The following is a 13,416-nucleotide window of genomic DNA, read 5'->3' on the forward strand; positions in this document are numbered from 1 at the left end:
CGCGGACGGCCGTCAGACGGCCGTCCGCGTGTGCACGTACTCGACCAGGCGCGTCAGGGCGTCGGGGTCCATCGACGGCATGACGCCGTGACCCAGGTTGAAGACGTGCCCCTCCAGGTCCTTCGCGGCGGCCAGGACCTCGTCGGTCTTGGCCCGGACGACCTCGGTGGAGGCGAAGAGGACGGCGGGGTCGAGGTTGCCCTGGAGGGCCTTGCCGGGGCCGACCCGGCGGGCAGCCTCGTCGAGCGGGACGCGCCAGTCGACGCCGACGACGTCGGCGCCCGCCTCGCCCATGAGGCCGAGGAGCTCGCCGGTGCCGACGCCGAAGTGGATGCGGGGGACGTCGTGGCCCGCGACCGCGTCGAAGACCTTGGCGGAGGCCGGGAGGACCGAGCGGCGGTAGTCGGCGGGGGCGAGGGCGCCGACCCAGGAGTCGAAGAGCTGGATCGCGGAGGCGCCGGCCTCGATCTGCACCCTGAGGAAGGCGGAGGTGATCTCGGCGAGGCGGTCGAGCAGGTCGGCCCAGAGCTGCGGGTCGCCGTACATGAGCGCCTTGGTGTGCTCGTGGTTGCGGGACGGGCCGCCCTCGACGAGGTAGCTCGCGAGGGTGAAGGGCGCGCCGGCGAAGCCGATGAGCGGGGTGTCGCCGAGCTCCCCGGTGAGCATGCCGATGGCCTCGGCGACGTAGGGGACGTCGTCGGGGGTGAGGTCGCGCAGCCGGTCGAGGTCGGCGCGGGTGCGGAACGGCTCGGCGACGACGGGGCCCACGCCGGGCTTGATGTCGAGGTCGACGCCGATGGCCTTGAGGGGGACGACGATGTCGCTGAAGAAGATCGCCGCGTCGACCTTGTGGCGGCGGACGGGCTGGAGCGTGATCTCGGTGACCAGCTCGGGCCGCATGCAGGACTCCAGCATGGGGATGCCCTCGCGGACCTTGAGGTACTCGGGGAGGGACCGTCCGGCCTGTCGCATGAACCAGACGGGGGTGTGGGGCACGGGCTCGCGCCGGCACGCCTTGAGGAACGCGGAGTCGTACGTCCGCGACTGCTGCTTCGTCTGCTGGCCCGTCGGGCTGTCCATGGCACTCACGCCCAAATCTTCGCATGTGGCCGGAAGCCGCTCGTGCGGGACGGGTGTCCCTCCCCGCATGGCGGCCCCGTTCCGCCTACTCTTCCCCGCATGGCTGCGGCTCAGGGACATTTTTCCGATCATTCCGACGGCGGACGAGGAGCGGGCGACACGACGGACAGTACGGCGGGGGCCCCGGTGCCGCCCGCGTTCCGGCGGGCGGTGGAGGCCCTGCGGACGGCGCGGCTGCGGTCCGAGATGGAGGTCGAGCCGACCCGGCCGCCGCAGCGGCTCGCACCGTACGCGTACGCGGTGGAGGCGGCGGTCGTCGACGACGGCGAGGACCTCGCGGACGGGCGCCTCGTGCTGCTGCACGACCCGGCGGGCCACGAGGCGTGGAAGGGCACCTTCCGTCTGGTGACGCTGGTGCGGGCGGAGCTGGAGCCGGAGATGGCGGCGGACCCGCTGCTGCCGGAGGTGTGCTGGTCGTGGCTGACCGGGGCCCTGGAGGCGCGCGGGCTCGCGTACGGGGAGGCGAGCGGGACGGTGACGATGGCGGGCTCGCACTACTTCGGGGGGCTCGCGGAGCGGCGGCCGGCCACCCAGATCGAGATCCGGGCCTCGTGGACGCCCCGGGAGGGCCTGGGCGGGGTGCCGGACACGGCGGCGCACCTGGCGGCCTGGTCGGACCTGCTGTGCCAGATCGCCGGGCTGCCGCCGGCTCCCGCCGAGCCCTCGGGGCCGGCGGGGGCGACGGGGACGGGGGCGGGGGTCGTCTCGCTGCCGCAGCGGCGGGGGCCGCAGGGGGCCTGAGTCCGGTCCGTCCGGGCAGATGTGCGCGCGGGGCCTTTCGGGCCCCTTCCGCGTTCGTACGGGGTCCCTCGTGGGAGTGAAGGAGCGGGGGCCGCTCGTAGGATGATCGATCGCGCGTCCGAATTGCCCCAATTGTTACTCACTAAATCGTGATCTTTCCCTAAAGGCGGGCGGCCATGCTGCCGAAGGATTCCATGACCCCTTCAGAGCACGGGTTCGCCCCCGGCTTCTCCCCGAGCCGGCTCCGTCCCGCCCCTTCCCCCCAGGAGGCCGAGTGTCCGTTCTGCTCGAGCAGCCCGCTAGCCTGGTCGCCTACCGCCCGAACAAGCCGACGGCCATGGTCGTCGTGGCCGACCCGCGCGTCCGCTCCACCGTCACCCGCCACCTGTGGGCGCTCGGCGTACGGGACGTGATCGAGGCGTCGTCCATCGCGGAGGCCCGTCCCCGCGTCGGCAACCCGCGCGACATCTGCGTGGCCGACGTCCACCTTCCCGACGGCAGCGGCCTCACCCTGCTGTCCGAGACCCGCGCCGCCGGCTGGCCCAACGGCCTCGCCCTCTCGGCCGCCGACGACATCGGCGCGGTGCGCAACGCGCTCGCCGGCGGCGTGAAGGGTTACGTCGTCACCGGCACACGGACCAATATCGGCCACCCGACGCGTCCCGGCGCCGCGCCCATCGGCGCCGCGGCCGCCCGGCTCGGCCACCGCCGTCCCCCGGGCGCCCCGAGCCACCCGGGCGGCTACCGCGAGCTCTCCGGCCGCGAGGTCGAGGTGCTCCGCCTGGTCGCGGAGGGCCAGTCCAACAAGGCCATCGGCGTCTCCATGGGGCTCTCGGCGCTCACCGTGAAGAGCCACCTCGCCCGGATCGCCCGCAAGCTGGGCACCGGCGACCGGGCCGGCATGGTCGCCGTGGCGCTGCGGACGGGGATCATCCACTGAGGCGCCCCTGACGGAAAAGCGACGCCTGCCGACGGAACGTTCCGTCGGCAGGCGCTTGCCGTCGGCGGATACCCTTGACAGGTGACCGACGCCCGAGAGACCGCAGCAGACACCGCACTGCGCACCACCGGGGGCGGCCCCCCGGCCGACGACGTCCCTGCGAATGGGCTTCCGATCCCGTTGCTGGAGCCCCGGGAGGGCATCCCCCCGGTCGTCGCGAGCGAGCAGGCGCTCGCCGAGGTGATCGCCGCCTTCGCCGCCGGGCGCGGGCCGGTCGCCGTCGACGCCGAGCGCGCCTCCGGCTACCGCTACGGCCAGCGCGCCTACCTCGTCCAGCTCCGCCGCGAGGGCGCGGGCACCGCGCTCGTCGACCCCGTGGGCTGCCCCGACCTGTCGGCGCTCGGCGAGGCCTTGGACGGCACCGAGTGGATCCTGCACGCCGCCACCCAGGACCTGCCCTGTCTGCGCGACATAGGCATGCGCCCCGCCTCCCTCTTCGACACCGAGCTGGCCGGCCGGCTCGCCGGCTTCCCCCGCGTCGGCCTCGGCGCCATGGTGGAGTCCGTCCTCGGCTACGCCCTGGAGAAGGGCCACTCGGCGGTCGACTGGTCCACCCGCCCGCTCCCCGAACCCTGGCTGCGCTACGCGGCGCTCGACGTCGAGCTCCTCGTCGACCTGCGCGACGCGCTGGAGAAGGAGCTGGACCGGCAGGGGAAGCTGGAGTGGGCCCGCGAGGAGTTCGAGGCCATCGCCGCCGCCCCGCCCGCCCCGCCGCGCAAGGACCCCTGGCGCCGCACCTCCGGCATGCACAAGGTGCGCCGCCGCCGTCAGATGGCGGTCGTACGGGAGCTGTGGACGGCCCGCGACCGGGTGGCCCAGCGGCGGGACGTCTCGCCGGGCAAGGTGCTGAGCGACGCGGCGATCGTCGAGGCGGCGCTCGCCGTCCCGGTGAGCGTGGCCGCGCTCACCGCCCTGCCCGGTTTCGGCCACCGGATGGGCCGGCGCCAGCTGGAGCAGTGGCAGGCGGCCGTGGACCGGGCCCGGGCCCTGCCCGAGAACGAGCTGCCGCAGCCGGGCAAGGAGCCGGCCGGGCCTCCCCCGCCGCGCGCCTGGGCGGACAAGGACCCGGCGGCCGCCGCGCGCCTGGCGGCGGCCCGGACCGCCGTCACGGCCCTCGCGGAGGAGCTGAACCTGCCGCAGGAGAACCTGATCACCCCGGACACCGTGCGCCGGATCTGCTGGGAGCCGCCCGCCCCGACGGACCCGGAGACGGTGGCCGCCGCGCTGACCGCCCACGGGGCCCGGCGCTGGCAGGTGGGCCTGGTGACGCCGCTCCTGGTGAAGGCGCTGACGGCGGCCGCGTGACCCGTCCGGAGAGCCCCCGGCGCCTGGAAGCGGGCGCCGGGGGCTCTCCGCTTTCCTACAGCCGGGGCTTTCCTACGGCCGGGGCTTTCCTACGGGGCCGGACTGAGGATGCCGTCGGGGTCCATGTCGAAGACGCCCTGGGTCTTGCCGTCGACCTTGTGGTGGTCGAGCCAGTGCTTCGAGAGGTTGTGCAGGTTCTTGTGCTGCATCTCCCACACCACCGAGTGCCCGGCGCATGCCAGCTTGACCATGAGCTTGTGGGAGCCGGCGATGGAGTCGTAGAGCTCGGGGACGGAGAAGTCGAGTTCCGGGTCGGGGTTGTGCGGTGAGGTGTTCGCCTGGGTGTCCCTGTCCCCGTACACGATGAGCACCGGCACGCTTCCGCCGAGCACGCCGCCCTGCGCCGCGGTGGTGCTGTTCCAGCCCCACCTGACGAAGTTCCTGATCCGGTTGAACCCGGTGGGCGGCCCCCAGGTGCTGCCGACCGGGTCGCACTTCATGATCATGTCCCATGCCGCGTCGTCGACGCCGGGTTCACGCTGGTCGACGCAGTGCGCCTCGCTGTTCAGGGTCGCGACGAATCCGGTCTTCCCGCCGACGAACGTCGGGAAGCCCGGCTGCGGCAGCGGGGACGGCGGGGTGGAGGAGCCGTTGGCCGGGAAGATCGGGGCCAGCAGGAACAGGCTCTCGACCTTGCCGGGGTTGTCGACCGCGTACGGCCCCATGTGGAAGGCGGCGGCGGACCAGCCGATGAAGGCGAGCTTCGCGGCCCCGGTCTCGTTCAGGACGAACTTCACGACGGTGTCCAGCTCGTCCCTGTCGCTGTACGAGTTGGTCAGCTGGTACGGGTAGCTCGGCGGGCCGGGCGTGAATCCCGGTGGCCTCGGGGTCAGCAGGTGCTGCTGGGCAGGGTTGACGTCGTGGGGGTCGTCCATCTGGGGGCGCGGCGACAGGCCGGAGCCCTGGAGGTCCATCAGGAAGACGTCGTAACCCGCCTTCGCCAGCGCCTCGGCCCAGCTGTACGTCTTGTACGGGAGGTCGAAGCCCGCCAGCGCCGGGATGCTCCGGCCGTGGAGCATCAGGACCGGCTTGCGCGGCTGTCCCGGGAGCGTGCCGTTCCGCTCCCGCACGAAGAGCTCGACGACCTCGTCCTTGTTCGCCGGAACGGTGGAGGTGTGGGTGACCTTGTGGTCGGTGGTGACGACGGGCATGGGGGTCCCTTCTGTGCGCGGCTCGCGCCGGGTCTTCGCGTCCCGGCACGGCCAGCCTCCGTTCGCCCCGGAACCGGCGCCACGGCACCGCCTCCCGTCTGGGCCCGTCGGGTTGTGGAACCCTCCGATCGGACGGGCGCTCGGAGGGGGTGCGCGTCCTGCCAGGATGTGACCTTCGCCGCTTGGCCCTCAGGGGGTGGGCAGCCTGGTTACCCGCAAGTAGCATGGGGGAAGCAAGCGCACGCTTAGTGGTGTGCGCCGCAGCAGTGCCGTCCCGCACCTGGAGGAGAGCCATCGTGCCTCGTACCGTCAGGGACGTCGTCTTCGTCGACGGCGTCCGCACCCCGTTCGGCAAGGCGGGCCCGAAGGGCATCTACCACGAGACCCGCGCCGACGACCTCGTCGTGAAGGCCATCCGGGAGCTGCTGCGCCGCAACCCGGCCCTCGACCCGGCGAAGATCGACGAGGTCGCGATCGCCGCGACGACCCAGATCGGCGACCAGGGCCTCACCCTCGGCCGTACCGCCGGCATCCTCGCGGGCCTCCCGCAGTCGGTGCCCGGCTACTCCATCGACCGCATGTGCGCCGGTGCCCTCACCGCCGTCACCTCGGTCGCCGGCTCCATCGCCTTCGGCGCCTACGACGCCGTCATCGCCGGCGGTGTCGAGCACATGGGCCGTCACCCCATGGGCGAGGGCGTCGACCCGAACCCGCGGTTCGTCAGCGAGAAGCTGGTCGACGAGTCCGCCCTCTTCATGGGCATGACCGCCGAGAACCTGCACGACCGCTACCCGCACATCACCAAGCAGCGCGCCGACGAGTACGCCGTGCGCTCGCAGGAGAAGGCCGCCAAGGCGTACGCCGACGGCAAGATCCAGCAGGACCTGGTGCCGATCTCGGTCCGCCGTACGAACGCCGAGGCGGGCGAGACCGGCTGGGGCCTGGTCACCGCCGACGAGCCGATGCGCCCGGGCACCACCCTGGAGTCGCTCGCGAACCTGAAGACGCCCTTCCGCGTCCACGGCAACGTCACCGCGGGCAACGCGGCCGGCCTGAACGACGGCGCCACCGCCTCGATCATCGCCTCCGAGGAGTTCGCCCGCGAGAACGGCCTCCCGGTCAAGATGCGCCTCGTCTCGTACGCCTTCGCCGGCGTCGAGCCGGAGGTCATGGGCTACGGCCCGATCCCGGCGACCGAGAAGGCCCTGGCCAAGGCCGGTCTGACGATCGACGACATCAACCTGTTCGAGATCAACGAGGCGTTCGCCGTCCAGGTCCTCGCCTTCCTCGACCACTACGGCATCGCCGACGACGACGCGCGCGTCAACCAGTACGGCGGCGCCATCGCCTTCGGTCACCCGCTCGCTTCCTCCGGCGTCCGTCTGATGACGCAGCTGGCCCGCCAGTTCGAGGAGCAGCCGGAGGTCCGTTACGGCCTCACCACCATGTGCGTCGGCTTCGGCATGGGCGCGACGGTCATCTGGGAGAACCCCCACTGGGAGGGCAAGTGAGCACCACCGCCGAGCTTCTGAAGGGCGCCGCCGAGCTCTTCCCCGACGAGGTCGTCACCAGCGCCCACGTACGCCACTTCGACCTGCCCCTCGGGGCCGGCCGGTTCGCGCTGATCACGCTGGACAACGGCTTCGACCACACCAAGCCGACCACCTTCGGCCCGCAGTCCCTCGCCAACCTGAACACGGCGATCGACCAGGTCGAGGCCGAGGCCGCCAACGGCGAGATCGTCGCCGCCGGCATCACCGGCAAGCCGTTCATCTTCGCGGTCGGCGCCGACCTCAAGGGCGTCGAGCTGCTGAAGAAGCACGACGAGGCCCTCGCCATCGGCAAGGGCGGTCACGACGTCTTCAAGCGTCTGTCCGCGCTCGCCGTGCCGACCTTCGCGTACTACAACGGCGCGGCCATGGGCGGCGGCGTCGAGGTCGGTCTGCACTGCACCTACCGCACCGTGTCGAAGGCCCTCCCGGCCTTCTCGCTGCCCGAGGTCTTCCTCGGCCTGGTGCCCGGCTGGGGCGGCTGCACGATCCTGCCGAACCTGATCGGCGCCGAGAAGGCCGTCCAGGTCATCATCGAGAACTCGCTCAACCAGAACCGCCAGCTCAAGGGCGCGCAGGTCTTCGAGCTCGGCATCGCCGACGCGATCTTCGAGGGCGCCGACTTCCTGGAGCAGTCGCTCATCTGGACCGCCGGTGTCCTGAACGGCTCCGTGACCGTCGAGCGCCCGGAGATCGACCGGGGCGAGGGCTGGGACGCGGCCGTCGCCAAGGGCCGCGCGGTCGCCGACTCCAAGGTGCACGGCGCCGCCCCGGCCGCCTACCGCGCCCTCGACATCATCGAGGCGTCCAAGGACGGCGACCTGCAGAAGGGCTTCGACGCCGAGGACCAGGCCCTGGCGGACCTGATCATGGGCGGCGAGCTCCGCTCCGGCATCTACGCCTTCAACCTGGTGCAGAAGCGCGGCAAGCGCCCCGCCGGCGCCCCGGACAAGTCCCTGGCCCGCCCGGTCACCAAGGTCGGTGTCGTCGGCGCCGGTCTGATGGCCTCCCAGCTGGCCCTGCTCTTCCTGCGCCGCCTGGAGGTGCCGGTCGTCCTGACCGACATCGACCAGGAGCGCGTCGACAAGGGCGTGGGCTACGTCCACGGCGAGATCGACAAGCTGCTCGGCAAGGGCCGGATCAACCAGGACAAGGCCAACCGTCTCAAGGGCCTGGTCTCCGGTGTCCTCGACAAGGCCGAGGGCTTCGCGGACGCGGACTTCATCATCGAGGCCGTGTTCGAGGAGATGTCCGTCAAGCAGAAGGTGTTCGCGGAGGTCGAGGCGGTCGCCCCGGCGCACGCGATCCTCGCCACCAACACCTCCTCCCTCTCGGTCTCCGAGATGGCGTCCAAGCTCCGGCACCCGGAGCGCGTGGTCGGCTTCCACTTCTTCAACCCGGTCGCCGTCCTCCCGCTCCTGGAGATCGTCAAGGGCGAGCAGACGGACGACGCCTCCCTCGCCACCGCCTTCGGCGTGGCGAAGAAGCTGAAGAAGACCGCGGTCCTGACGAAGGACGCCCCGGCGTTCGTCGTGAACCGCATCCTGACCCGCTTCATGGGCGAGATCCAGAACGTCATCGACGAGGGCACCCCGGTGGAGACGGCGGAGAAGGCGGTCGAGCCGCTCGGCCTGCCGATGTCCCCGCTGGTCCTCCTGGAGCTCGTCGGCCCGGCCATCGGCCTGCACGTCTCCGAGACCCTGAACCGCGCCTTCCCGGAGCGCTTCAAGGTCTCCCCCAACCTGAAGGCCGTCGTCGAGGCCGGCAAGCGCGGCTTCTACGTCTACAAGCCGGAGAACGGCTTCAAGCCGGAGCTCGACCCCGAGGTCGCCGCGCTGCTCAAGCAGGGCGATGTCGTCCTCACCGAGCAGCAGGTCCGCGACCGCGTCCTCGACGCGGTGGCGCAGGAGATCGGCCTCATGCTGGAGGAGGGTGTCGTCGCCGAGGCGCAGGACATCGACCTCTGCCTGATCACCGGCGCGGGCTGGCCCTTCCACCTGGGCGGCATCACGCCGTACCTGGACCGCGAGGGCGTCTCCGAGCGCGTCAACGGCAAGCGTTTCCTGGCGCAGGGCGTGGCGAGCGTCCCGGCGTGACGCCCGGGAGAGCGTGAAGATGGGGCCGGTGGCTGATGCCACCGGCCCCTTCCTCATGCCGTCGCGTCCCGCCGCGGGCTACCAGCGCCCGTCGAAGGGGTAGTGGTCGCACTTCTCCCCGCAGCGCTCGCGGGCCGAGGCGGAGGTCCGGAGGAAGCTGTCCTCCGGGACGCCGAGCACCTTGATGTCGACCGGGGTGGCGGTGGAGTGCAAGGCGCTGAAGATCGACACGAACTCGACCCGGTAGGTGCCGGGCCGCCAGCTGTGCGGGTGGCGCATGCTCCAGGTGCCGTCCTCGGCGACGGTGGCCTCGCCGATCAGCCGCTCGCCCTCCAGAGCCATCACCTTGGTGACGCCGGGGGCGGCGGTGCCGCTGAAGCGGGGGCGCGGGTTGACCCAGGAGCCGCTCTTCGGGGCGGTCACCACCGGCGGGGCGACGTGGTCGCGGACCTCGAAGCGGAGCGAGGCGATCGGGGTGACCCCGCCCGTCCGGGCGATGCCGACGGCCTGCACGGTGTGCTCCCCCGCCGGCCAGACCATGGTGCGGCGCCACAGGAAGCGGCCCTGTTCGTTGACGGCCGTGCCGCCGAGGTACTCGCCCTGTTCGAAGAAGAGCAGGTAGCCGGTGTCGGGTCCGGCGGTGCCGGCGAACTTCTGGAGGCCGCTGACCGCGCGGTCGGGGGCCGGGGAGGCGAAGACGGGGGCGGTGCCGACCCGGTCGGTGGCGTAGAGCGCGCCCTCCGGGCTCACCACGGTGAACTCGGGGGCGGGCGGCGGGTATTCGCCGGGGGCCAGGGTCGCCGGGTCGACGGTTCCCGCTGGGATCTCCGGGTGGTTCTCCAGGGCGGAGGCGAGGATCCTGGCCACCTCGCGGGCACCCGCGTGGTTGAAGTGGGTGGAGTCGATCATGCCGTCCGGGTGGAGCGGGTGCTCGCCCGCGTCGATCCAGCGGTAGTACTGCTTGGCGCGAGCGGGGCCGAGCTCCTGGAGCAGCCTGCCGGTGTGGGCGTTCATGTCGACGAAGACGGCGCCGGTCTCGGCGGCGGCCTCTCGGATGACCTCGGGGTAGCCGTCGCGGGTGTCGGAGACCCGGCCCTGCGTGTCGAAGGCGCAGCGCGAGCAGGGGGTGAGCAGGACGGGGAACGCGCCCTGGGCCCGGATGCCCTCCACGTACAGCTTGAGGAACTCCTTGAACTCCCGCTTGCCGTGGTAGCGCAGGGGGACGTTGATGCGCTGCTCGACGCCACCGAAGTCGAGGGCGACGATGTCGCCGGGTTCGAGCAGGTTGAGAAGGGTGGCGAAGCGGTCCGTGTAGTAGGTGCGGGCCGTCATCGCGTCGCGGGCGAAGTTCCGCACCTCCCAGCCGGGGGTGAGGAACTCGGCCATGTACTGGCCCCAGCCGGCGATCGGGCCTTCGGCGGTCTTGCGGGACTTGGCGACGGACGCGCCGAGGATGCAGAACTTGGGCATGGCGGTCCTCCGGTTCACAGGGGCCAGGCGGTGAGCCGCCCGGCGTGGAAGCGTTCGTTGCGCGGCGAACCGGTCTCGAACTGGCTGGCGATGGGGAAGTAGCTGGGCAGGAACGCCGCGAGGGTGGCGTCCTGCTCGTCCTCCGAGACGTCCCCGTCGTGGAAGTCGTTGAGGCAGAAGACGTCGTGGGGGCGCGAGGCGAGCAGGCCGTTGAGCTTCTTGACCTGCTCGCTGAGGCCGACGTTGACGAAGCCTGAGGAGATCCGGCCGGGAACGCTGCGGCCGGTGTGGTAGCCGAAGTAGTGGTGGAGCGAGGAGGCCACGGAGACGTCGGAGGGGTCGCGCAGCTGGTTGTGGGCGGTGCGGCGCAGAGCCTCGGGGAAGTGGGTCTCCAGGTCGGCCATCACGCTGCGGCGCAGCGGGTGCGGGGCGTGGATGAAGGAGTTCACCAGGGTCTGGCCGAACATGCCGCTGATGAGCTCGCGGTTGTTCTTGGCGGCGATCCGGCTGAACTCGTCGCCTTCCAGGGCCGGTCCCATGGGGATGGCGTTGGAGGACATGAAGTGCTTGGCGGCGCCGTTGCCGAGGAAGAAGAGCGAGGGCTGGATCGGGCGGGCGGCGAACACGTCGTCGTTGAAGTAGAGGAAGTGCTCGGCCAGGCCGTCGATGTGGTGCAGCCGGCTCTCGATGGCGTGCGAGTTGTACGTGGGCAGGGCGCCCTCGGCGCCGAAGATCTCGGTGTGGTCGACGACCCGGACCCGGGGGTGGCTGGTGTCCAGCCACGGCGGCACCTGCCGGTCGGTGACCAGGTAGATGTTCCGGATCCAGGGGGCGTACATGTCGAGGGAGCGCAGCGAGTAGCGCAGTTCGTCGCGGTTGCGGAAGCGGGCGGCGCTGGTGGCGGCGTCCTCGGTGACGATGCCGAGGGAGGCGAGGACCGCGTTCTTGCGCTCCAGCCAGCTCACGTCGGAGCCGTCGACCCAGGTGTAGACGGCGTCGACGGGGAAGGGCACGTCGTGGTGGAGGGTGTGGGTGTACGGCTCCACCGTCGGGTACGTGCGTCCGCCGAGGACGGTCGGCATCCGGCGCATCGAGGAACGGGGCACCCGCTGGCCGATGAGGGTGCGGCGCGGGGAGAGGAAGAAGTGGGGTTCCTCCTCGTCGTGGTACCAGAAGGAGATCAGGCAGCCGTAGGTGGCGCCGAGGCGGAGGGTGCGCGTGGCGGAGACGGCGGGGGTGTAGACGCGAACGCCGGAGCACTCGGTGCCCACGTGGTCGGCGGCCAGCTGGGCCAGGGTGGTGACCATGGTGGTGTCGGCGTCGTTGAGGAGTCCCACGTAGACCGGGCCGTCGGGGAAGCGGTCGGCGAGGGCCTTGAGGACGGCGCCCCGGTAGTCGGCGTGGACGGCCACGCTGTGCCGGATCTTGGTGTCGCGGACGAGGAAGTAGGGGATGCCGGCGGCCTCCAGTGCGTCGGCGGTCAGCGCCAGGTTGGCCTGGGTGATGTCGAAGGGGGATTCGGCGTCGATGACCCGGCAGACCTGGCCGCCGTCGCGGACTAGGGTGCGGTCGCGCTTGAGCAGCCGTTCCTCGGCCTCCTTGAAGGCGCGGTTGCGGGCGGTGCCCTGGGGGGCCGCCGCGGCGGCGAGGGTCACGCCGTCGTTGCCGCCGAGGAGGGCCCGGGCCGCGGTGCGGGCGGCCCGGGCCTGGGCGCGGTGGCCGCCGGCCCGTTCGGCGGCGAGGGCGGTGAGCAGCTCCTCCCAACGGGCGGTGGCGTCGGCGGGGCCGAAGTGGACGGCGCGTTCGGCGGCCGCGGCACCCAGGCCGATGCGGAGCGGTTCGTCCTCGACGAGCCGGACGAGCCGGTCGGCGAGGAGTTCGGCGTCGTCGGTGGGGACGAGCAGGCCGGTGCGGCCGTCGGCGACCACGTCGCGGGGGACTCCGGGACTGTCGAAGCCGACGACGGGCACGCCGGCGGCCTGGGCCTCCATGAGGGAGAAGCCGACCGCGTCGGTGCGGGTGGTGCTGAGGGCGACGGATGCCTTGGCCCACTCCTCCGCGGGGTGGGTGGCCTCGCCGACGAGCTGGACGGTGCCGTGCAGCCCGAGCTGGTCGCGGCGGCGGCGCAGAGCGCCGCCCAGCGGTCCGTCGCCGAGGATCCGCAGGGTCCAGGTGGGGTGGAGCGGGGAGACCCGGGCCCAGGCGGTGAGGGCCGCGTCGACGCCGGAGTTCTCCTCCAGGCGGGCGGCGAGGGTGACGATCCGGGTCCGGAGGGTGGAGCGGGGGCGGAAGCCCTCCGGCAGGGAGGGCCGGACGACGTGGAGGCGCGGGGCGGCGGTGCCGAAGGTCTCGGTGTACCACTCGTGGGAGCGGGTGCCGGGCAGGACGACGGCGTCGAAGCCGGCGGTGTGGCGCAGCAGCGGCTCGTTGGCGGCGGGGTCGGCGACCTCGGAGGCGTACTGCTCCAGGTGGACGAGGAGGGTGTCGGCGGGGGCGAAGCGGGCGGCGAGCGCCATCAGTCCGGGGGTGGTGGTGACCAGGACGTCGGTGGCGAGGGTGGTGAGGGCGTACTCGGCCTCGATGTCGGAGAGCCGGTGGTGGGAATCGTCCCAGCGGCGTTCGACGAGCTCGCTGGGGCGGGCGGCGAGCGCGGCGGCCAGTGCCTCGTCGGGGCCGTTCTCGCGGACCGCGCGCGGCCGGGGGCCGGCGGTCTCGACCAGGAAGGTGACGGGCACCCTCCCGTCGTACGGGGTGAACTTGCGGCGGCGCGCCTTGAAGAGGCTGAGGACGGAGACCTCGTGCCGGGCAGCGAGTTCGGACGCCAGGTGGAGCACCGCGCGTTCGGAGTCCCCGAGAACGTCGACGGCATGGAGCAGGAACGTTACTTTCACGGTGTGCGCTTC

General features: G+C 72.2%; 9 protein-coding genes. 5 read left to right on the forward strand and 4 right to left on the reverse strand.

Translation table 11 applies throughout. The features are described from left to right. Positions 1-12: 12 nt before the first annotated feature. On the reverse strand, positions 13-1,080 hold the full coding sequence (gene hemE / locus QK442_RS21870) for a uroporphyrinogen decarboxylase (protein WP_282695730.1): 1,068 nt from the start codon (positions 1,078-1,080) through the stop codon (positions 13-15). Between the two features lie 99 nt (positions 1,081-1,179). Here hemE and QK442_RS21875 point away from each other — a divergent pair, with 99 nt between their 5' ends. From QK442_RS21875 to QK442_RS21885, 3 genes are all read left to right on the forward strand, one after another. Then, the gene (locus QK442_RS21875; RefSeq protein ID WP_282695707.1) at positions 1,180-1,881 is read left to right on the forward strand and encodes a DUF3000 domain-containing protein; all 702 of its coding nucleotides are present in this window, start codon (positions 1,180-1,182) and stop codon (positions 1,879-1,881) included. Between the two features lie 274 nt (positions 1,882-2,155). Continuing rightward, on the forward strand, positions 2,156-2,821 hold the full coding sequence (locus QK442_RS21880; RefSeq protein WP_015037008.1) for a response regulator transcription factor: 666 nt from the start codon (positions 2,156-2,158) through the stop codon (positions 2,819-2,821). A gap of 81 nt (positions 2,822-2,902) precedes the next feature. Continuing rightward, on the forward strand, positions 2,903-4,186 hold the full coding sequence (locus QK442_RS21885) for a ribonuclease D (protein WP_282695708.1): 1,284 nt from the start codon (positions 2,903-2,905) through the stop codon (positions 4,184-4,186). A gap of 89 nt (positions 4,187-4,275) precedes the next feature. On the opposite strand, the gene QK442_RS21890 is transcribed toward QK442_RS21885, so the two are convergent. Continuing rightward, complete coding sequence (locus QK442_RS21890; RefSeq protein ID WP_282695709.1) at positions 4,276-5,397, reverse strand: alpha/beta fold hydrolase; 1,122 nt, start codon at positions 5,395-5,397, stop codon at positions 4,276-4,278. A gap of 296 nt (positions 5,398-5,693) precedes the next feature. Between QK442_RS21890 and QK442_RS21895 the strand changes: the two genes are divergently transcribed. Both QK442_RS21895 and QK442_RS21900 read left to right on the forward strand, forming a co-directional pair. Further along, positions 5,694-6,908 (forward strand): acetyl-CoA C-acyltransferase, encoded by a 1,215-nt coding sequence (locus QK442_RS21895; RefSeq protein WP_282695710.1) that lies wholly within the window; start codon positions 5,694-5,696, stop codon positions 6,906-6,908. Next, on the forward strand, positions 6,905-9,043 hold the full coding sequence (locus tag QK442_RS21900) for a 3-hydroxyacyl-CoA dehydrogenase NAD-binding domain-containing protein (protein ID WP_282695711.1): 2,139 nt from the start codon (positions 6,905-6,907) through the stop codon (positions 9,041-9,043). The genes QK442_RS21895 and QK442_RS21900 overlap by 4 nt, the downstream gene beginning before the upstream one ends. A 78-nt stretch (positions 9,044-9,121) precedes the next feature. On the opposite strand, the gene QK442_RS21905 is transcribed toward QK442_RS21900, so the two are convergent. Beyond that, positions 9,122-10,513, reverse strand: a complete 1,392-nt coding sequence (locus tag QK442_RS21905) for a GDSL-type esterase/lipase family protein (protein ID WP_282695712.1) — start codon at positions 10,511-10,513, stop codon at positions 9,122-9,124. A 14-nt stretch (positions 10,514-10,527) separates the two neighbouring features. Beyond that, positions 10,528-13,404, reverse strand: a complete 2,877-nt coding sequence (locus tag QK442_RS21910; protein ID WP_282695713.1) for a stealth conserved region 3 domain-containing protein — start codon at positions 13,402-13,404, stop codon at positions 10,528-10,530. Positions 13,405-13,416: the final 12 nt, after the last annotated feature.

Source organism: Streptomyces sp. CC208A (assembly GCF_030010625.1).
Taxonomy (GTDB): Bacteria; Actinomycetota; Actinomycetes; order Streptomycetales; family Streptomycetaceae; genus Streptomyces.